This window comes from Haloplanus sp. GCM10025708 (assembly GCF_042663985.1).
Classification (GTDB): domain Archaea; phylum Halobacteriota; class Halobacteria; order Halobacteriales; family Haloferacaceae; genus Salinirarus; species Salinirarus marinus.
This window is the reverse complement of record NZ_JBHSZA010000011.1, coordinates 1-19393: the sequence shown is the minus strand read 5'-3', so window position 1 is coordinate 19393 and position 19393 is coordinate 1. Positions and strand designations below refer to the sequence as shown.

The following is a 19393-nucleotide window of genomic DNA, read 5'->3' as shown; positions in this document are numbered from 1 at the left end:
TCCGCTGTGTGCGGTGTCGTAGAGTGCGCGGTTTCGCGCTACCGCTGTGAGCTACGCCGCTCGCTTCCGTCACGCCGCGAGGACGCCGTCCCCGAAGCGCGTGGGTCCGCGCCCCGAGTCGGAGCGCGCCTCACTCGCTGTCACCGACGACGACCCGGGGGTCGACCCACGTGTAGAGGAAGTCGACCACGATGTTCGCGAGGATGAAGACGACGGCGGTGACGATCGTGCCGACGAGGACGATGGGGTAGTCCCGCTGCTGAACGGCGTTGATGATGAGTCGTCCGAATCCCGACATCCCGAAGATGTACTCGACGACCATCCCGTAGATGATGAGAAATCCGATCCACAGCGCCGAAACGGTGAGGACGGGGGCCAGCGCGTTCTTGGCGGCGTGTTTGACGACCGTCTTCCGGGTCGAGATTCCCATCGCTCTGGACGTCTCGATGTAATCTTTCTCGAGGACGTCGCGCATCCCCGCCCGCATCATCCGGAACATCAGGGCTCCGATCGTCCCACCCAACAGCAGACACGGGAGCACGAGTCGCTGTAACCGATCGACGACGCCCACGCCGGCACCGGACGGCGGGACGAGTCGGAGGTGATACGAGAACACCAGAAGCGCCAGCACGCCGCTGACGAACACCGGGACGCTCACGCCGAGGATCGCGATGACGGTGAGGACGCGGTCCAACAGGGTGCCGTGTTTGTAGCCGGCGAGGATACCGGTCGGTATCGACAGCAGCGTCGCGAACACCAGACTCACCGACGTGATCTGTGCCGTGATCACCCATCGGTCCGCGAGCAACTTCGCGATTGGCTGTCCGGTCGCGTACGACTGGCCGAGGTTCCCCGGAGAAGGTCGCCGGCCCAGAGAAGATACTGGACGTAAACCGGCTCGTCGAGGTGGTACTGCTCGATGATGCGCTGGCGCATCTCGTCGGTGATGACGCCGCCGCCGAGAACCGTATCGACGATCGATCCCGGAGCGAGATGCATGAGGAGAAACACCAGGGCGGTGACGGCCCAGACGGTGAACACGCCGAATATCAGGCGTTTGCCCAGATAGCGAAGCGATTGGATCGAGACCATTGCGCTACTGTTCGAGTGCGACGTCGCGGAGGAACGTGTTGAAGTGGGTGACGAACGAGGGCATCGCGCCTTCGAAGTTCTGGACGTTCTGGTTCAGGGCGCGGGTCGTGTCGGGGTGCACCATGAACACGGCGGGCGCGTCGTCCACGATGAGCTTGTTCGCCTCCTTGGCAGCCTGTTCCCGTTCCGCCTGGTCGACGCTCGTCCGCAACGTGTTCAGCAGTTCGTCGACGTCGGGGTTGCTGTAGCCGAACCAGTTGTTCCCGTCGGGGACGATGAAGTCCGAGTGGAACACGGGGTTCAGGATGCCGCCCGGGTCCGGGAAGTCGGACGCCCACCACGACGTGATCATACCCGGATGCTCGTCGAGGGGGCCCGGGAGACGCTCAGCATCTTCGACTGCTCGACCTGATTGATGTTCACCTTGATGCCGACTTCGCCGAGTTGCTCTTGCATGATGATCGACGGTTTCCGAAGGAACGTCGCGTTCGTCGTCATCAGCGTGAACTCGAAGCGAGGGTCGCCCGTCAGGCCGGCCTCGTCGAGCATCGAGCGCGCCCTGTCCGGATCGTATTGGTAGCCGCCGTACTCGAGGTCGTCCGGGGTCACGTGGCCGAACATGTTCTCGGGGAGCATGCTGATGGCCGGCGTCCCGTACTTCCCGACGACGCTCTCGGTGATCGCCTTGGTGTCGGTCGCGAAGTTGATGGCCCGGCGGACCGTGGGGTTGTCGAACGGCTCCATCTCCAGATTCATGACCTGAAACGTCGTCTGGAACGACGTCGTCCGGTGGAGGTCGACGTTCTGCATCTGCTCGACGACCGAATACTGGTCCGTCGAGAGCGAGTGGGAGCCGTGGAAATCGCCCTGTCGCAGCCCCGTCAGGCGACCGGTCCCGCCCGGGACGATCTGGAACGTCACCTCGTCGAGGTTCGGCAGGTCGTCGTCCCAGTACTCCTCGAAGCGACTCAGCGTCACCTGGCTTCCGCTCTGCCAGTTCTCGAATTTGAACGGCCCCGAGCCGACGGGTTCCTGACCGAGGTCCGTCCCCTTCTCGTCGATCGCTGCTTTCGGCGCGATGCCCATCGCCTGCGTCGCCGGCACGTACTGGAACGTGGCGTCGGGTTCGCTCAGCACGATTTCGAGCGTGTAGTCGTCGACTTTGTTGTAGCTGTCGACGCTGCTGAGCATCCACGCGAGCGGCGAGGAGGCTTCCGACGACGTCGTCAGGTTCGCGCTCGCGACGACGTCGTCGACGGTCATCTCGTCGCCGTTGTGGAGGGTCACGCCTTCCCGCAGATTGTACACGTAATGTGTCGGGTCGTCGATGGTCCAGTCTTTCGCCAGCGCCGGAGTCAGTTCCATATCCGGCCGGTTGAGCTCGAGGAGGGTGTCGTACAGGTGAACGGTGATGGGGTTCGTGATGTCGTCGTACGCCTTCCACCACGAGAGGTTCACCGGTTGCGAACCGAGCGCGTACGTGAAACTCGCCCCACCGCTCTCAGAGGATCCGTCCTGGCCGCTGTCGGTCTGGCCACCCTGGTCAGTCGCCCCGCCGCTCGTCGGCGTCCCGGCTTCCTCGCCCCCGAAACAGCCCGCCAGCGAACCCGCGCCGGCCGTAGCCGTCAAATATTTGAGAAACCTTCGGCGGCGTTCACTGCCTACCTCGGTGTCGTCAGGCATAGCTAAATCAGGACGAGGGGACGTCTTAATAGTATCGCGAGCGTCCCGATACTGCAGGGTATGTAACTAATCACAGGTGAAATGATCGGGCGGCCAACGCCCTCCGGAGATGGGAGACGGACGACCGCGAGAACCGTCACCGCGGGCGGGTCAGCGGCGGATTCGGCCACGCGCCGACGCGGCGCGGAGAGCGACCGACACGGCGGCACTCATCCGACCGCAGGCGGTCGATCCGCGGGTCGGCAGGAGCCCCACCGCATCGTTATAACCGTGGTGTCCGACTCGGGCCGTATGGCAGTGATCTCTGACGTCACGGTCCGGCCGCTGGAGTTGGCGATGCGCGAATCGTTCACGATCTCGCTCGAAGCGCAGTCGAGCGCGGACAATTTCGCGGTCGTCGTCCACACGGACACCGGAACGACGGGGCTCGGAGAGGAGCGCCGATCCCCCGATCACCGGCGACAGTCGGAACGCGTCGATGGAAGTCGTCCGTGAGGCGGCGGACCTGCTGAGAGGCGAACCGCTCGGGGAGTATCGACGGCTCGTGGAGGCGGTGCGGGACCGATACCGCGGGGCGGTGTCGGCGACGACCGCCATCGAAACGGCGCTGCTCGACGCCGTCGGGCGGGAACACGACGTTCCCCTCTCGATGCTGTTCGGCGGCGACCCGTCGACGGTCACCACCGACGTGACCATCGACATGGCGGGACCGGAGACGGCGGCGGAGCGAGCGGAAACGTTCGTCGACGCGGGGTTCACCGAACTGAAGATCAAAACCGGCGGAACGGTCGCGGACGACGTCGACCGCGTAGTCGCCGTCCGGGACGCCGCGCCCGACGCCGAACTCAAAGTCGACGCGAATCAGGGCTGGCGGCCGAAAGAAGCCGTGCGGTTCGCCGACGCGATGCGTGAACGGGGCGTCGATCTCGCGCTGCTCGAACAGCCCGTCCACCGAACCGACGTCGACGGCATGGCGCAGGTCCGACGGCAGATTCGAATCCCCGTCGCCGCCGACGAGAGCGTGTTCACGCCGACCGACGCGATGCGGATCGTCCGGAACGAAGCCGCGGACGTCCTCAACGTCAAACTCGGGAAATCGGGCGTTCTCGGGGCGCAATCTATCGCGTCGATCGCGCTGGCGGCGAATCTCGACCTCATGGTCGGCTGTATGCTGGAGAGTTCGATCGGCCTCCACACGGCCGCCCATCTGGTCTCGGGCATCGGGGCGTTCTCGTATGTCGACCTCGACGGGAACCTGTTGCTCGGTGACGACGTCGTCGACCTGCAACTGACCCCGGACATCGAACCCGAGGGCCCGGGACACGGAATCGACGCGCCCCATCTACGCACGGAGCTGTAACCCGGTCGGACGAAGGAGTCCGGCGATAGGTCTAAGGTCCGAAATCGTAAATCCGAGCCCATGCCCGAACGGGGAGACGTAGACGCGGAGACGACGGACGCGATCGACGCGTTCGTCTGCGACTGGCTGTCGGAGAACGGCGTCCCGGGGGCGAGCATCGCGCTCGTCACGGCCGAGGAGTCGCTGTACACGCGAGGGTACGGCGCGCGGGACCTCCGCGCGAACGACCCGTCGACGCCGCGGACGCTGTACGGGATCGGCTCCATCACGAAGTCGATGACCGCCCTCTCGATACTGCAGCTCGCCGAGCGCGGGGAGCTGTCGGTTTCGGATTCGATCGCCGATCATCTCCCGGAACTCCGCGCCCTCGAAGCGGACGGGGAGATAACGATCGCCGACCTCCTGACCCACTCGTCGGGACTGCCGAGCGACGGGAGCGCGCACGTCCTCCTCAGCCGGGGGATCGGGGCCGATCCGTTCCCGATCCCGCTGAGTAGCCGGGACGACTACTACCGGTATCTTCGCGCCACGGCCGGCGACCGCGTCAGCGACGACGACGCGTTCTTCTACTACAACTCCGGCTACTTCGTGCTCGGATGCGTCGTCGAGGAGATCACCGGCCAGGAATACGACGACTACGTCCGCCAGAACGTCCTCGAACCGCTCGGCATGGAACGCGCGACGTTCACACGCGACGAGTTCGAATCGGACCCCGATCGCATGACGCCCTACCTGCTGGACGAGGGGACGCCGACGCCGGCGACGTTCCCGTTTTACGACGTCGTGCAGGCGGCCGGCGGTCTGCTCGCGTCGGTCGAAGAGCTCGGGGCGTATCTCCAGTGTTTCCTCGGGGACGACTGTGCCCTCGTCTCCGACGAGGCCGTCGCGGAGATGCACGAGCACCACGCGACGTGGAACCGGGCCATCGACGGGACGGAACAGGGGTACGGATACGGATGGATGGTCGGGCCGTTCGACGGCGACCGACTCGTCGGCCATCTGGGAGACGTGACCGTCTCGACGTCGTACGTCGGCTTCCTCGAACAACAGCAGGTCGGCATCGCCGTCTCCTGTAACACGGCCCCGCCGTGTCACCCGATCAACGTCGGGAAGGGCGTCCTCGCGCTGCTGAACGGCGAGACGCCCGAGCGAGCGGTCTCGTACTTCGGATTACGGGAGAAACGCCGGCCGCTTCCGGGGAGTACGAATCCCGACGGGGCGTCGCGCGAGCGACGGTAACGGCCGACGGGGCCGCCCTCTCGCTCGAACTCGACGACCTCCTCGAAACGGCCACGTACCGTCTCCTCCCCGAGACGGACGACCCCACCGACCGGTCGTTCTATACGATCGCACCGGACGGGACCCGACTCCCCGCGAAATTCGAGGTCGACGACGGCGACGTCGACCTGCGCTTCCAGCGGTGGCGACTGCGGAAAGTAGACTCGAATTGAGAGGGTTCGGGATCGCGTCGAAAGCGGGAAGCGATCCGACAGCTAACTCCCCGAGGACCGCACAGCGGCCGCCTCTTCGGGAGAATGTGTCGACGGCGTGGAGACCGTATCCACAAATTTAAATACCGGACCGCAAACGGATACGATATGTCCGGGTCCGCTGCTCGCCAGCCCGAATCATCGACGCTGGGGAGGATCCTCCAGACGCCCAGGCGGCTGTATCGTCTCGTCCGGCTGGACCCGCTGGCGACGGTCGGCGCGGCTATCGTCCTCGGACTCGTGTTCTGTGCGATTTTCGCCCCCGTTCTCACCCCGTACACCCCGACCGAACAGGACCTCGGAAACGAACTCGACGGGCCGAGTGCGACCCACCTGCTGGGGACGGACCACCTCGGCCGCGACGTGTTCACGCGCATCCTCTACGGGACGCGATACGCCCTCGCCATCGCCGTGTTCGTCGTCTCGTTGGAGACGCTCATCGGCGTCTCGCTGGGGCTAGCCTCGGGCTACTACAGGGGGAAGGTAGACGAGACCATCATGCGGGCGCTCGACGTCCTGGTCTCGATCCCGTCGCTGTTGCTGCGATGGTCATCGTCTCGTCGTTCGGGGTGAACATCTGGAACGCCATGCTCGCGATATCCATCGTGTACATCCCGATGATGTCACGGACCGTCCGGTCTTCGACGCTGTCGTTGCGCGAGGAGACGTACGTCAAGGCCGCCCAGAATCTGGGGTACAGCGACCAGCGAGTGATGGTGAAACACATCCTTCCGAACGCGGTTCCGCCCATCGTCGTCCTCGGAACGACCGACGTCGCGTACGCGTTGATCGACGTCGCGACGCTCAGTTTCCTCGGTCTGGGCATCCAGCCACCGCATCCGTCCTGGGGCGCGATGGCGCACACGGCACAGGAGTATCTGCTGGTCAGCCCGCACTTCATCGTCTTCCCGACCATCGCCATCGCCATCACGGTCGTCGGGTTCAATCTCCTCGGGATGGGGCTGCGGGAGATCTTCCTCTACAAACGAGACGCCGTCGAGACAGAAGATATCATGGGGTAACTGCTGCGAGATGACCGAAAACACCAACACGCTCCTCGCGGTCGAAGGACTGAGCACACAGTATCGAACGGACAGCGGCCCGATCAGAGCCGTCGACGACAACTCGATCACCGTCGACGAGGGCGAAGTGCTGGGCGTCGTCGGCGAGTCCGGATCGGGTAAGTCGTCGCTCATTCGGTCGATTATGCGACTCCTCCCGGACAACGGTGACATCGTCGACGGGGCGGCCCGATTCAAGGGGAGAGACCTCTCGGAGATGAGCGAATCCGACCTCCGGGAGATCAGGGGCAACGAGATCAGTATGATCTTCCAGCACCCCATCTCCCACCTGAACCCCGCGTACACCATCGGCGACCAGATCGAAGACGTCCTGCAGGCCCACACCGACCTCGACGAAGCCGAGCGGTGGGATCGAATCCACACGACGCTCGAACAGCTCGGCATCCCCGCCCCGGAGGAACGGGCGAAAAATTACCCCCACGAGTTCAGCGGCGGCATGGCCCAGCGGGTGGCGATCGCGATGGCGCTGATCTGCCAACCCGACCTCGTGCTCGCCGACGAGCCGACCTCCGCCCTCGACGTGACGATCCAGGCCCAGATCATCGACCTGCTGAGTGACCTACAAGACGAGTTAGACATGTCCATCATCTGGGTCACTCACGACATGGGCGTCGTCGCCGAGGTGAGCGACACGGTCGCGGTCATGTACGCGGGGAACGTCGTCGAGTACGGGCCGGTGCGAGAGATCTTCGAGGCTCCGAAACATCCGTACACGCGGGCGCTCCTCGAAACGGTTCCGCGACACGACAGAGACAGGAGCGAGCGGTTCAACACCATCAGCGGGTCGCCGCCGGATCTGAGCGACCTGCCGACCGGCTGCGTGTTTCAGGACCGCTGTCCGGACGAGATGGACATCTGCGGGGAACACCGACCGCAGTACTACCGGTTCGACACCGAACGAGAGGACGAACATCTCGCGAAATGCTTCCTCCACGCTGACCAGCCGCGCGTCCCGCCCTCGCCGAGCGCACCGACGGATATCCGGATGGAGAACGGCGAGTTCGTCGTGGGCGGCGACTCGGACGTCGAAGACGGGGGACCAACACACCGCTCCGCGCAGACGGACGGTGACAGCCGATGACGCTGCTCGAAGTCGAGAATCTGAAAAAGCACTTCGCGCAGAACACCGGACTGCTGGGCGAACTCCTCGGCCGGACGAAGACGGTGCAGGCGGTCGACGGCATCGACTTCTCCGTGGACGAAGGCGAGGCGCTGACGCTCGTCGGGGAGTCCGGCTGTGGCAAATCGACCGCCGCGCTCGCCGCGCTCGACCACATCCCCCGGACGGCCGGAACGGTCAGGTTCGACGGCCGGGACATCGAATCGTATTCGCGGAAGCGACTCCGTAGCGAGGCCCAGATGATGTATCAGGACCAGCAGCGGACGCTCAATCCGCGAATCCGCATCGGCGACGCCATCGCGGAGGCGATTCGACACCACGGGACGGCGGGCGACCGGACCGTCGACGAACGCGTCAGCGAACTCCTCTCCGAAGTGGGCATCTCACCCGGGGACGCGAACAAATATCCGTCGGATTTCAGCGGGGGCAGAAACAGCGGATTTCGCTGGCGCGAAGCCTCGCCGTCGACCCGCGACTCCTGGTCGCCGACGAACCCGTCTCGGGGCTGGACGTCTCCGTGCAGGCGCAGATACTGAACCTCCTCATGGACCTCCAGGCGGAGTACAACCTCGGGCTGGTCTACATCACGCACAACCTCAGCGTCGCCCGGAAGATAAGCGACAAGGTCGGGGTCATGTATCTCGGGACCATCGTCGAGTACGGCGACGCGGAGACGATCTTCGAGGATCCGCAGCATCCGTACACGCAGGCGCTGCTGTCGGCCAATCCGATCCCCGATCCGACGGTCGACCGGGAGCGCATCCCGCTCGAAGGGACGATCCCCGACCCGATAGACATCGGAGACGGCTGTCGGTTCGCGCCCCGGTGTCCGGAAGCCGAAGCGCGCTGCGAGACGGCCGAGATGGGGCTGGAACCCTTCGAGGGCGACCCCGACCATCAGGTCGACTGCATCAAACGGTAGCTCACGCCAGTCGCTCGACGGCGTATCCGGCGTTCAGGACGGTCGCGTCGTCGAACTGCGATCCGACGAACTGGACGCCGACCGGCAGACCGTCGACCGGATCGACCGGGACGCTCACGGCGGGATGGCCGGTCGCGTTGAACTGACAGGTGTTGCCGAGACTCCCCAGGCGTCGTCGAGAAACGCAAAGCGGTCCTGGTCGGGCGTGTACTCGTGCGGGAGTTGGGGCGTCGTCGGCGTCGCGATGACGTCGTACTCCGAGAGGACGTCGTCGTACGCGTCGGTGACGTCCCGGCGGAGGTTCATCGCCTCCGCGTAGTATTTCGAGTGGTACGCCTCGGACGTGTAGGCACCGATCAGGAGCGTGTACTTGACCGACGGCGGCAGGTCTCCGCCCTGTGCGCGCCGGTATTTGCCGAACGCCTGGACCCAGGACGTGTTGTACCACCCCCCAGTTGTGGCCGACGCCTTCGCCGCGGAACGCCGCGACCGTCCCTTCGTTCAGCGCGACGGTGTAGATGTCGACGGCGTCGTGGTGCATCGGTATCGAGACGTAGTCGACGGTCGCACCGGCCGCCGCGAGGGCGTCGAGCGCCTCCCGGATTCGTTCGTTGACCGCCTCGTCGCTTTCGGGGCGTTCGAAACCCTCCTCGACGACGGCGACGGAGAGGTCGGAGACGTCGCCGCCGAGCGCGGCCGCGTAGTCATCGACGGGGACGGAGTCGGGCTGTCTGGGGTCGGCCGGGTCTTTGCCGGCCACGACGTCGAGCATCCGGGCGGCGGATTCGACGTCCGGCGCGATGGGGCCGACGTGGTCGATGGTGTTCTCGATGCCGACGATACCGGTGTACGGAACGAGCCCGTGGGTCGGCTTGTGACCGACGACGCCACACCAGGCGGCGGGGACGCGGACGCTGCCGCCCTGGTCGCAGCCGACGGCGAGGTCGACGTCGCCCGTCGCGACGGCGATGGCGCTCCCGCCCGACGACCCGCCCGCGAGTCGCTCGGGGTCGTGTGGATTCAGCGTCGGCCCGAACGCGCTCGAATGCCCGTTGCCGGTGAACGCGAAGTCGTCCATGTTGGTCTTCCCGACGATTCGCCCGCCCGCGCCGAGCAGTCGGTCGACGACCGTCGCGTCGCGGTCGGGGACGTACCCCTCCATCACCGTCGACCCGCAGGTCATCTCGACGCCCGCGACGGCGACGTTGTCTTTGACGCCGATGCGGGTGTCGTCCAAGGGACCGTCAGCGTCGCCCGACACCTCACAGCGGGTGATCCACGCGTTGAGCGGGTCCGAGTCCGGCGACGGACGACCGCTGACCGACCTGTCGGAGATCGTCGCCGACGTCGATCCGGCGCGTTTTCGGACCGTCTCGTACGACGCGAGCCCCTCGGTCACGAGCCGTCTGAAGTCTTCCACTTCCGATTCGTCGAGGTCCAGATGGAGTTGCTCCCCGAGTTCCCGAACGTCGTCCGCCGTCGGCGGTCGAAGCGTCATCGTCGTGGGACATTACGCACCGCGATATAAATTTTCGGAGCCGTGAGCGATCCGTCGAGGACGGTGCGTGGCGACGGTCGAGACGCGACGCCGTCGGTCCACACGACGACCGGACATCGATGGGGTCAACCCGTTCGAGCGAAAGTACCGGTATGGTCATCGTCTTCTCCTGTCCCGACTGCGGCCGCGGGTACAGTCGGAGCCGGTTTCTCGGCGACCGAGACGCCAACGGGGCGCGGCCGGTGCAGTGTCCGAACTGTTACGCGCTGCTCGGACACGGGCCAGGACGAGACGCGCGCGGGACCGTGACCGACTACTCGGCGTCGACCAGCGACCCGAACAGTTCGGTCGCGTCGGCGGGCACGTCGAAGTCGTGGTAATGTTCGCCTTTCTCCTTCGAGAGGACGTTGAGAGCGGCGGCGGCACCGTCGCCGGCCGAGATGACGGCCTGCCACTCCTCGGCTCTGACCATCGCGCCCGTCGCGTAGGCGTCCTCGACGGACGTCTCCATGGTCACGTCGACGTCGACGATGCCCTCGTCGGTGAGTTCACAGCCGAGGCCCTCGGCGAGGTCGCGGTTCGCCCCCGTCGCGAGGACGAGATAGTCGCCGTCGAACTCCCCTCCTCGGTCGCGACGGTGAAGCCGTCGCCGGTCGACTCGACGCCGTCGACGGCGACGCCTTGCTGCCGGTCGACGCCGAAGTCGTCGACCTGTTCGCGGAGGACGCTCAGGTAGTTCGACCCGTCGATCGAGCCGATACCGGGGTAGTTGAACAGGTGCGCCTTGTGCATCCACGTCTTGTCGGTGTCGAAGACAGTGACGTCGAGGCCGTTCTTCCCGGCGAACAGTGCCGCGCTGAGGCCGGCGGGGCCACCGCCGACGACGAGGACATCAGCCATAGTGGACGGTCGGCGGCCATCGTGTTAAATTGTCGCCACCGAGCAGAACCTTCCGTCACCGGGACGGTAAGGCGGGGAGACCGGCCTGGATCTCGTCGCGCCGGTCCTCCAGCCACTCGGGGAGGACGAGTCGGTCGCCAAGGGAGTCGAGGTCCTCGTCGACCGTGTAGCCCGGCGACTTGGTCGCGAACTCGAAGAGGACGCCGCCGGGCGTACGGGCGTAGACCGACTTGAACCACTTGCGGTCGATGATTTCGGTCGGCCGGAGGCCGTGGTCCGTGAGGACCTGTCGCCAGGCCTCCTGTTCTTCCTCGGTCACCTGAAAGGCGACGTGGTGGACGGTGCCGGCACCGGGGGCGCCCCGTTGGGCCTGCGGGTCTTCGAGGAGGTCGACGGCGTAGCCCAGATCGCCGTCGGCCTCGAACCGCTGTCGGTCGCCCGCCTGCGCCGTCGCCTCGTACCCCATGTCGGCCAGCATCGACTCGTACCACTCCGTGCTGGCGAGGGCGAGATCGACGCCGAAAAAGCCCCGGATCGCGTGGTCCGCAGGGACGGGGCCGGCTGGCGGGTCGCCGGCGGGCGCGTCAGCGCGCGCGACGAGTTCCAGCGGGAGGCCGTCCGGGTCGCGAAACGGGACGACGGTGTCGCCGAATCGCTCGTGGGGGTCGTCGGCGTCGACGCCCTCGGCCGCCAAGCGGTCGACCCAGTAGTCGACCGCCGAGTCGGGATCAGAAACTGCGTCGTGCTGACCTGCCCCTGGCCGACCTGTCCGGGCCGGGCGTTCTGGTACGGGAAGAAGGTCATGCTCGTCCCCGGCGAACCGCCGTGGTCGCCGTAGAACAGGTGGTAGACGGAGACGTCGTCCTGGTTCACGCTCCGCTTGACGAGACGGAGGCCGAGCGTCTCGGTGTAGAACGCGAGATTCCGGGCGGGGTCGCTGCCGATCGCAGTGACGTGGTGGATACCGGGGATGTCGGAAGGCATGGGCGTCGGTACGCGGGCGAGGCGGATAAACAGACGGGGACCTCCCGCGCCGCCGCGACGGGCGGGCGTCGGCGGTGGGCGGTCCCGTAGACGGTGCGCGGTTCGCGCCGGTCGTGTGTCGTCGCGGGAGAACGCTCCTTCTCCGAACACCTTTCTCCCTCCCCGTCGACGGCCCGTTCATGGACTTCGAGTTGACCGACGACCGGGCGGCGCTCCGGGACGAGGCCCGCGAGTTCGCCCGGACGGAGATCGCCCCGCGAGCGAGCGAACTCGACCGGAATCGGGAGTACCCCGCCGAGATCCTGGGCGAACTCGGCGAGCGACGGCTGACGGGGCTGACGATTCCGGAGGCGTACGGCGGCCGCGGCGAGGGGACGGTCGAACTCGCGCTGGTGACCGAGGAGCTGTCGGCGGCGATGATGCCCGTCGCGAGCGCGATGGGCCTCCACCTCGGCGTCGCGGAAGCGATCGAGCGGTTCGGCACCGAGGCCCAGCGCGAGGCGTACCTCCCGGAGATGGCGCGCTTCGAGACGGTCGGCGCGCTGGGGTTGAGCGAGACGAACGCCGGGAGCGACAAGCGCTCGATGGAGACCGAAGCGAGAAAAGCGGGCGACGAGTGGGTCCTCGACGGCCACAAGCGCTGGGTGACGAACTACTTCGACGCCGACGTGGTGTTGACCTACGCCAAGACGGGCGGCGACCCCCACGACGTCACCGCCTTCCTCGTCCCGACCGACGCCTTCGAGGTCGAACACATCTGGGACACCCTCGGTGCCCACGGCGTCGAGTCGCCGAAAGTGTCGCTCTCGGGCGTCCGCGTGTCCGACGAGGCGCGCGTCGGCGACGTCGGCGAAGGCTACGTCGACCGCGGCGACCTCGACGGGCGTGAACGTCCCCGCGCGAGCGGTGGGCATCGCCCGCGCCACCCTCGAAGACACCGTCGCCTACACGACCGAGCGCGAGCAGTTCGGCCACCCGGTGGCAGATTTCCAGGGCCTCCGCTGGCGACTCGGCGAGATGGCCGAACGCGTCGAGACGGCCCGGTTGCTCACGCTCCGTGCGGCCGACCGGGCCGACCGGGGCCGCGACGCCACGCGCGAGTTCAGCATGGCCAAAATCCACGCCACTGAGGCCGCCGTCGAAAACGCCAACGAGGCGATGCAACTCCACGGCGGCGTCGGCTACACGACCGAACGCGACGCGGAGCGATATCTCCGCGACGCCCGCCTGCTCACCATCGCGGGCGGCCCGAACGAGGGCCATCGGGACACCCTCGCCGACGCCGTGGTCGAGCGGTACGGCTAGATCCCGCGGAGAGACGTCCGGCGCGACGTAGAGACCACCGCCCCGTCGCCGTCGAGGACGCAGGTCAGGTCGCTCCCGTCGACGGAGACGGCGACGGCGACGCGCCACGGATCGCGGGAGCGGACGGACGCCGCCTCGCTCGCCACGAACGGGAGCGTCCACACCCGTCGCTCGCCGACGTCGACGCCGTGTCGCCGGTGGAAGGCGACGACTTCGGGGTGGTCGACGAGCAGTTCGCCGGGCGTGGTGCGGTGGACGCCGGAACAGGACGCACACCGGTGACAGAATCGACCGTCGGCGTCCGCCGAGAGCGCCGTCGGCGACCGACACCACGGACAGAGGCCGCGCGACAGGAACCCCGCGCGTTCCCGGATCGTCCGGTCGAGGGCGTCGAGAAACGCCGCGCGGCCGACTTCCGACGGGGTGACGAACGGCGTGGCGGCGCGCGCGGCCGTCCGCTCGCACTCCGAACAGGCGACGACGAACGCCCCGTCGTCCCGTCGGGCGACGAGGCGGCCGCCACAGGCGTGACAGTCGGCGTCGGTCTCGACCGGCGAGCGATCCGCGTCGCGGCAACACCGGACGGCGACGAGGTGGGCGAATCGCCCGGACGGGCGGAGCGCGTACTCGCCGTCGTCGCGGGCGAGAAAGCGCCCGTCGAGACGGGAGAGGTGGTAGTTCAGGCGGCCGTTGTCGCGGACGCCGACGCGCGGCTGGAGATCGGAGTACGGAAGCGGCGTCTCGCCCGCCGCATCCGCCCGGGCGAGGACGGCGAGGATGCGTATCCGCGTCGGGTCGGCGAGCGACTCGAAGTACGCTTCGGCGGCCGCGGCGTCGTCGGTCATAGCGCGAGGTGACTCGACTCGGTCACTATCGCGGCCGGCGTGAAAAGCGTTCACTCCCCGAGTCGGGGCGGGACGGTCGGCGTCTCGATGCCGCGCTCGGCGAAGGCGGCCAGCGTCCGCCGGGTCACGTCCGACTCGAAGGCGAACTCGTCGCGCAGGTCGGCGACGTAGGCCTTCCCGCGAATCGTCCGGTAGTACGCCTCGTCGTCGACGAGGACGGCGACCAGGTGGTCGTCGTCGACGTAGACGTACTGCGAGGTGACGATGGCGTCTTCCATCACCTCCGTCGCCCGCGCGACGTCGGCGTCCGGGCGACGGCCACCTCGACGACGACCATCATCTCCGGACGGCCGTCGTTGGCGTTGGCGACGTTCGACGTGAACATCGCGTCGTTGGGGACGACGACGGCCGTGTCGTCGGGCGTCACGAGCGTCGTCGACCGGAGGCCGATGCCCGTCACCTCGCCGTAATGCTCGCCGACGGTGACCTTGTCGCCGATCTGGTACGGCTTCTCGACGACGAGCACCAGACCGCCGACGACGCCGCCGAAGAGGTCTCTGAGCCCGAAGCCGAGCGCCGCGCCGACGAGACCGGAGACGGCGAGCAGTTGGGCCGCCGAGAGCCGAAACAGCGGACCGAGGACGAGATACACCGCCGTCCCGTAGATGAGGACCTTCGTGAGCGGGATGAACATCTTGATGGTGATGCGTCGACGGGCGCTCCGCTCGGCGGCCGTCGAGAGCACGTACGAGACGACGCGGGCCAACACGTAGGCGGCGACCAGCACCCCGGCCGCACTGACGAGCATCGCGGGGTCGACACCGAGCGATTCGGAGCCGGTCTGCAGGGCGATCGCGGGCGGGGCGCTCCCGGAACCGCCTCCGTTCGGTCGCCGTGGCGGCGGTCGGCACGGCAGCCGGGTCGAGCGCGACGACGCCGTCGGAGACGGTGACGACGCCCTCGCGGACGAATCGGGGCAGCACCCGATCGAGATCGGCGTCGACGACGGCGGCCAGTTCCGCGCGCTCGACGCGCTCTTTCGAGAGGACGATGCGCAGACAGAACGCCTCCTCGCGGTCGAACGACAGGTCGGTCCCGGTCGCGCCGACGTCGCTCGGGCGGACCACGTCGTCGAGGCCCCGTTCCCAGAGGGCGGTGGCGACGCCGACGTTTCCCCGAGACGGCCGCGAGCCGCTCGAAAACGACGTCTTTCGGATCGGGACGAGCCCCCGTACGCGACGCCGCGAGAAACGTCGGCACGGGGATCGGCACCGAGAACGACCGGTCGCCCCATCCGAACTCGAATCGGCGGACGGCGACCGCCCCCGACTGCTCGGCTTTTTCGTCGACGAACGACGGCAGTTCGTCGTAGCGCGAGAGCAGGAGTTCGGCCAGCCGCTCGGCCGTCTCCGGGCCGACGTCGACGCGCGCGGGGAACGCCCGGTCGAGCGCCTTCACCGCCGAGAGATACGCCCACGCGTAGCGGTTCCATCCCGTCACGACAGGCGCGTCGGCACCGACGACGCGGCCGAGAAACGCCTCCAGCGAGTCGAATCCGCCGATAGCCCGTCTGTAGAGGTGGTGGCAGTCGTCGACGACGACCGGCGTCTCCCCGATCGCGTCGTCGATCGAGCCGGCGTCGTCGCCGGGAGCGAGTCGGATCCGGGTCGCGTCGAGGCGCTCTTCCGCGTGGTCGAGGAGTCGCTCCCGGCCCGCGAAGGGCGCGCCGACGACGGCGAGCGGGCCGGGTGCCCGCCCGGTCAGCACGGCCTCGAACGCCTCGCGGTCGTCGTCGGAGAGCGGAAGTTCGTCGGGAGACGCCGCGACGTCGGTCGACGTGGAGTCGGTCACCGTCCCAGGCTCCGGTTCATGTGGGCTGGATTCGGCGGCGGGGTCAATATAGCCCGGGGCAAGGACCTCCTGCAGTCGGTCGACGGCACGGTCGCGAGGCGAACGTCCACGGCCGGGAGCGAACGCGGAGGGAGACCGGGCGATTCGATGTAGCGACATGCGATACATCACCCGACGCGGTTTCCTTTTAGGGCTCGCCCACCCACGCTCAGTATGGTCCAGAACGTCGCGGGCGTGATGCGCGAGCTCGAGTCCGAGGACTTCTATCTCCTCTCGGGCGTCGAGCAGGGGATGCGCTTCAGCGAGTGGGTGAATCGGGGGGAACTCCCGGAGTACGCGGGGCTGACCGGCGAGGAGGTCGGCTACCGGCTGGATCGGTGTATGGAACGCGACCTGATTCGCCGCAAGACGATGCAGTACGAGGGCTACCAGCTCACCTTCGAGGGGTACGACGCGCTCGCGCTGCGGGCGTTCGCCGAACGCGAGACCGTCCAGGGCGTCGGCGCGCCGCTCGGCGTCGGCAAGGAGAGCGACGTCTTCGAGGTGCAGTCCTACCAGCCGTTCGCGCTGAAGTTCCACCGCGAGGGGTACACCAACTTCCGCGAGGTGAACCGCGAACGCGAGTACACCGCCGATCATCACCACGTCTCGTGGTTCTACACGGCGCGCAAGGCCGCCGAACGCGAACACGAGGTGCTGGAGGCGCTCTACCCCAACGTCTCCGTTCCCCGGCCCGTCGACCAGAACCGCCACGCCATCGTGATGGAGAAACTCGCCGGCGTCGAACTCTCGCGGGCGAAACTCACCGCCGAACAGGTCGTCCCGATACTCGACTTGGTGTTGCGCGAACTCGAACGCGCCTACGACGCGGGCTACGTCCACGTCGACATGAGCGAGTACAACGTCGCCGTCCACGAGGACGGCATCACCATCTTCGGCTGGCCACAGGCGGTCGCGACCGACCACGAGAACGCGCGCGAACTCCTCGAACGCGACGTGTCGAACGTCGTCCGGTATTTCCAGCGGAAATACCCGGGCGAAGCGCCCGATTCGGTCGACGACGCCGCCGTCGCCGCTGCCATCGCGACCGGGGAGTTCGACTCGGTTCGGGACCACTGATACACCGTATGTCGCGATAGCAAACCGGGAGAGCCGGTCCGTGCTCAGTTGAAGCGCCACACCGTCGCGACGACGCCGGCGGCGAACGCGACGAACGGCGCGACTCCCGGGGCGTGATTCGGTATCGGCGGCGACTGCGCTGCGGGAGCGCCCACTCGCGTCCGCCGGGTCGGACCAGCGGGCATCGCCGCCGGCGTCGGTTCGGCCGTCGCCGTCGCGCGCTGTCGGTCGGATCGTCCGCTCACGTCGAGCTGCAGCTCGGCGTCCGTCCGTCCGCTCGCGCTGTCGACGAACCGGAGTTCGACGGGGTACGTCCCCCGTTCGTCGGCGTTCCGGATCGAACGGATCGTGACCGTGACCCGATCGCCGGCGTGGAGCGTCGGGCGCACCGACCGATCGACCCCGGAGAGGAGACGGTGAGGACGCCGTCGTCGAGAGTGGTCGCGAGGCCGTTCGCCCCGTCGAGGGTGGTGGTGCCGTTCACGGAGACGACCTGTAGCGTGACGTCCGAGCGGTTCACCGGCGAGATCCGGCCGTCGGCGGCGCGGAACGAGTCGGAGTAGGACACGGCGAGCGACGTCAGCGGGTTTCTCGTCACGTTCGCACCGGGCGGCACTTTGACGGTGTATCGGTGGCTGGCAGTCGCGTTCGGCGCGCTCGGGGTCGCGTTCGCCGACGCCGAAACGACGTCGACGGTGAGGGCGTCCGACGCGACCGCGCCGTCGCCCGTCGACAGTCCGTTCAGCGACGTCAGCGACGCCTCGAACCGGCCGTTGTAGCCGGTGACGACGTCCGCGCGGTAGACGTACTGCGATCCGTTCCGCCGGCGGGTGAACTCCGACAGATCGAGCGTCCCCACCGCGCCGCCGCCCATCCGTACCGTCGCGGACTCCACCGGAGAGCCGAGGCGCACGACCAGGTCGACGTCCCGGCCGGAAGCGACGAGTTCGAACCGGCCGACGTCCGGCGGTGTGACCGTGATTTTGGCCCGCTGTCCGCCCCCGAGCTCGTCGCCGTCGATCGAACGCCCCTCCGTAACTCGGCGACGTACGTTCCCCACGTCCCCGTGTCGACGGCGGCGGTGTAGCGAAAGACGCCGCCGCGCTGTTCCAACTTGAAGTTGCTCCGGACGAGCGTCGTGTCGTGCTCCCCGGAGACGTCGACGGAGACGTTCTCGAGTGGTTCGGTCGTCGCGAGGACGAGCGTGACGTCGCCGTCGCTCGAACGGAGGCCGAACTCCTCGACGCTGGCGACGCCGTCCGTCGACGCGTCGGCCGACGATTCGTCCGTGGTGTTCCAGACGGGCGGCCCGTCGGGATCGTCCGACGGCTCCCGGATCACCATGGCGTCGCTCCCGGTGAACGCGTGCGGCCCGTCGCCGACCGAGACGCGCGATTTGATCGACCTCGTCGGGTTTCGCGCGTCGTCTACGTCGAGCGTCACCGCCTCGCCGTCGTCGAGCGACGCCCCGTCGAGGGCGACGGTCAGTGAGCCGTCGGCACCGCTGACCGAGTCGACCGCGACCTCCTCGCCCCCGACGGTCAGATTGACGTCGCGTCCCTCGACGTTGCTGTAGTCGGCCCCGGGCGTGTCGACGGCGATCCGCTCGGCGGTCGTCGCGCCGGTCATCTCGAACGAGAACGTGTGCGTCACGACGCCGGCGTCCGCGCTGGCGTTCGTGCTGGCCACGTCGAGCGCGGTGGTCCCGAGGAGGTCGAACCGGGCGTTCCACGACCCCCGTTCGTTCTCTTCTCTCGCCGTGTCGTACTGCCGGACGGCGTACTCGAGTCCGCCGGCGGGCGTCGCGCGGTCCGTGTCGAGGGTGAGCGTCACGTCGAACGTGACCCGGTCGTCGCCCCCGTCGCCCTCGCCGACCGAGAGCGTTACCGTCCCGTCGTCGGCGTGGTATTCGGGGCCGCGTTCGAGGACGTCGTCGCCCGCGTTCTCGAAGGCGACGTCCCGCACCGCGGCCCTGATCGACGGCGGCGGCGACGTCGACGACGTAGCGATTCGGCGTCTCCCCGTCCGTCGACCGCCCGACGACGGAGACCGTCTGTGTGACCGATCCTGCCCGGTCCCGACGTCCGCGACCGTAACACTGCCGGCTGTCGCCGTCGCGGGAGCCGCGAACGTCCCCACGAG

The 19393-nt window shown here is 67.6% G+C and carries 21 protein-coding genes and 5 pseudogenes; 13 read left to right on the top strand and 13 right to left on the bottom strand.

What is annotated here, in order from left to right:
* Positions 1–130: 130 nt before the first annotated feature.
* From ACFQJD_RS02935 to ACFQJD_RS02920, 4 genes are read right to left on the bottom strand one after another with little or no spacing between them, the layout of a single operon-like run.
* Complete coding sequence (locus ACFQJD_RS02935; protein ID WP_379795970.1) at positions 131–790, bottom strand: ABC transporter permease; 660 nt, start codon at positions 788–790, stop codon at positions 131–133.
* Positions 787–1092, bottom strand: coding sequence for a hypothetical protein (locus ACFQJD_RS02930; protein ID WP_379795968.1), 306 nt, complete (start codon positions 1090–1092; stop codon positions 787–789). Before ACFQJD_RS02930 ends, ACFQJD_RS02935 begins: the two co-directional genes overlap by 4 nt.
* A gap of 4 nt (positions 1093–1096) precedes the next feature.
* On the bottom strand, positions 1097–1444 hold the full coding sequence (locus ACFQJD_RS02925; RefSeq protein ID WP_379796028.1) for a hypothetical protein: 348 nt from the start codon (positions 1442–1444) through the stop codon (positions 1097–1099).
* A complete protein-coding gene (locus tag ACFQJD_RS02920; RefSeq protein ID WP_379796026.1) occupies positions 1441–2775 on the bottom strand; it encodes an ABC transporter substrate-binding protein in 1335 nt (444 codons plus the stop codon). The genes ACFQJD_RS02925 and ACFQJD_RS02920 overlap by 4 nt, the downstream gene beginning before the upstream one ends.
* A gap of 291 nt (positions 2776–3066) precedes the next feature.
* Here ACFQJD_RS02920 and ACFQJD_RS02915 point away from each other — a divergent pair.
* The 8 genes and pseudogenes from ACFQJD_RS02915 to ACFQJD_RS02880 all read left to right on the top strand — a co-directional run bounded on the left by ACFQJD_RS02915 (position 3067) and on the right by ACFQJD_RS02880 (position 8749).
* Positions 3067–4135 (top strand): annotated as a pseudogene (locus tag ACFQJD_RS02915) (dipeptide epimerase).
* Between the two features lie 60 nt (positions 4136–4195).
* Positions 4196–5374: a serine hydrolase domain-containing protein gene (locus ACFQJD_RS02910; RefSeq protein ID WP_379796024.1), complete on the top strand. Its 1179-nt coding sequence runs from the start codon at positions 4196–4198 to the stop codon at positions 5372–5374.
* Complete coding sequence (locus tag ACFQJD_RS02905; RefSeq protein WP_379795998.1) at positions 5305–5586, top strand: hypothetical protein; 282 nt, start codon at positions 5305–5307, stop codon at positions 5584–5586. The genes ACFQJD_RS02910 and ACFQJD_RS02905 overlap by 70 nt, the downstream gene beginning before the upstream one ends.
* 147 nt (positions 5587–5733) lie before the next feature.
* On the top strand, positions 5734–6198 hold the full coding sequence (locus ACFQJD_RS02900; protein ID WP_379796022.1) for an ABC transporter permease: 465 nt from the start codon (positions 5734–5736) through the stop codon (positions 6196–6198).
* Complete coding sequence (locus tag ACFQJD_RS02895; RefSeq protein ID WP_379796020.1) at positions 6171–6647, top strand: ABC transporter permease; 477 nt, start codon at positions 6171–6173, stop codon at positions 6645–6647. The genes ACFQJD_RS02900 and ACFQJD_RS02895 overlap by 28 nt, the downstream gene beginning before the upstream one ends.
* A 10-nt stretch (positions 6648–6657) precedes the next feature.
* A complete protein-coding gene (locus tag ACFQJD_RS02890; protein WP_379795962.1) occupies positions 6658–7788 on the top strand; it encodes an ABC transporter ATP-binding protein in 1131 nt (376 codons plus the stop codon).
* Positions 7785–8363: an ATP-binding cassette domain-containing protein gene (locus ACFQJD_RS02885; protein ID WP_379795960.1), complete on the top strand. Its 579-nt coding sequence runs from the start codon at positions 7785–7787 to the stop codon at positions 8361–8363. The genes ACFQJD_RS02890 and ACFQJD_RS02885 overlap by 4 nt, the downstream gene beginning before the upstream one ends.
* Positions 8345–8749, top strand: a complete 405-nt coding sequence (locus ACFQJD_RS02880; RefSeq protein WP_379795958.1) for an oligopeptide/dipeptide ABC transporter ATP-binding protein — start codon at positions 8345–8347, stop codon at positions 8747–8749. Before ACFQJD_RS02885 ends, ACFQJD_RS02880 begins: the two co-directional genes overlap by 19 nt.
* A gap of 1 nt (position 8750) precedes the next feature.
* On the opposite strand, the pseudogene ACFQJD_RS02875 reads toward ACFQJD_RS02880, so the two are convergent.
* The 3 pseudogenes from ACFQJD_RS02875 to ACFQJD_RS02865 form a co-directional block, all read right to left on the bottom strand.
* Positions 8751–10247: pseudogene (locus ACFQJD_RS02875) on the bottom strand (amidase).
* 313 nt (positions 10248–10560) lie between these two features.
* Positions 10561–11147: pseudogene (locus tag ACFQJD_RS02870) on the bottom strand (FAD-dependent oxidoreductase).
* 55 nt (positions 11148–11202) lie between these two features.
* A pseudogene (locus ACFQJD_RS02865) lies at positions 11203–12092 on the bottom strand (VOC family protein).
* On the opposite strand from ACFQJD_RS02865, the gene ACFQJD_RS02860 reads away from it, so the two are divergent.
* The 3 genes and pseudogenes from ACFQJD_RS02860 to ACFQJD_RS02850 all read left to right on the top strand — a co-directional run bounded on the left by ACFQJD_RS02860 (position 11991) and on the right by ACFQJD_RS02850 (position 13436).
* The gene (locus ACFQJD_RS02860; RefSeq protein WP_379800590.1) at positions 11991–12221 is read left to right on the top strand and encodes a hypothetical protein; all 231 of its coding nucleotides are present in this window, start codon (positions 11991–11993) and stop codon (positions 12219–12221) included. The pseudogene ACFQJD_RS02865 and the gene ACFQJD_RS02860 sit on opposite strands and share 102 nt — an antisense overlap.
* 89 nt (positions 12222–12310) lie before the next feature.
* Positions 12311–12880: pseudogene (locus ACFQJD_RS02855) on the top strand (acyl-CoA dehydrogenase family protein); the annotation flags it as partial.
* Between the two features lie 22 nt (positions 12881–12902).
* The gene (locus tag ACFQJD_RS02850; RefSeq protein WP_379796017.1) at positions 12903–13436 is read left to right on the top strand and encodes an acyl-CoA dehydrogenase family protein; all 534 of its coding nucleotides are present in this window, start codon (positions 12903–12905) and stop codon (positions 13434–13436) included.
* Here the strand turns inward: ACFQJD_RS02850 and ACFQJD_RS02845 are convergent.
* The 3 genes from ACFQJD_RS02845 to ACFQJD_RS02835 are packed head-to-tail and all read right to left on the bottom strand — an operon-like array spanning position 13433 to position 15089.
* Complete coding sequence (locus ACFQJD_RS02845; RefSeq protein WP_379796015.1) at positions 13433–14281, bottom strand: DUF7351 domain-containing protein; 849 nt, start codon at positions 14279–14281, stop codon at positions 13433–13435. The two genes, ACFQJD_RS02850 and ACFQJD_RS02845, sit on opposite strands and share 4 nt — an antisense overlap.
* Before the next feature lie 50 nt (positions 14282–14331).
* Positions 14332–14559: a hypothetical protein gene (locus tag ACFQJD_RS02840; RefSeq protein WP_379796013.1), complete on the bottom strand. Its 228-nt coding sequence runs from the start codon at positions 14557–14559 to the stop codon at positions 14332–14334.
* Positions 14559–15089, bottom strand: a complete 531-nt coding sequence (locus ACFQJD_RS02835) for a mechanosensitive ion channel family protein (protein WP_379796011.1) — start codon at positions 15087–15089, stop codon at positions 14559–14561. Before ACFQJD_RS02835 ends, ACFQJD_RS02840 begins: the two co-directional genes overlap by 1 nt.
* Before the next feature lie 86 nt (positions 15090–15175).
* Here ACFQJD_RS02835 and ACFQJD_RS02830 point away from each other — a divergent pair, with 86 nt between their 5' ends.
* Positions 15176–16285 (top strand): hypothetical protein, encoded by a 1110-nt coding sequence (locus tag ACFQJD_RS02830; protein ID WP_379796009.1) that lies wholly within the window; start codon positions 15176–15178, stop codon positions 16283–16285.
* 60 nt (positions 16286–16345) lie between these two features.
* Positions 16346–17251 (top strand): serine/threonine-protein kinase RIO2, encoded by a 906-nt coding sequence (locus tag ACFQJD_RS02825; RefSeq protein ID WP_379796007.1) that lies wholly within the window; start codon positions 16346–16348, stop codon positions 17249–17251.
* A gap of 44 nt (positions 17252–17295) precedes the next feature.
* On the opposite strand, the gene ACFQJD_RS02820 is transcribed toward ACFQJD_RS02825, so the two are convergent.
* The 3 genes from ACFQJD_RS02820 to ACFQJD_RS02810 all read right to left on the bottom strand — a co-directional run.
* Positions 17296–17496, bottom strand: a complete 201-nt coding sequence (locus tag ACFQJD_RS02820; protein ID WP_379796005.1) for a hypothetical protein — start codon at positions 17494–17496, stop codon at positions 17296–17298.
* Positions 17493–18110, bottom strand: a complete 618-nt coding sequence (locus ACFQJD_RS02815; protein WP_379796003.1) for a hypothetical protein — start codon at positions 18108–18110, stop codon at positions 17493–17495. Before ACFQJD_RS02815 ends, ACFQJD_RS02820 begins: the two co-directional genes overlap by 4 nt.
* A partial coding sequence (locus tag ACFQJD_RS02810) for a hypothetical protein (protein ID WP_379796001.1) occupies positions 18002–19393 on the bottom strand: 1392 nt, incomplete at its 5' end. The genes ACFQJD_RS02810 and ACFQJD_RS02815, both read right to left, overlap by 109 nt.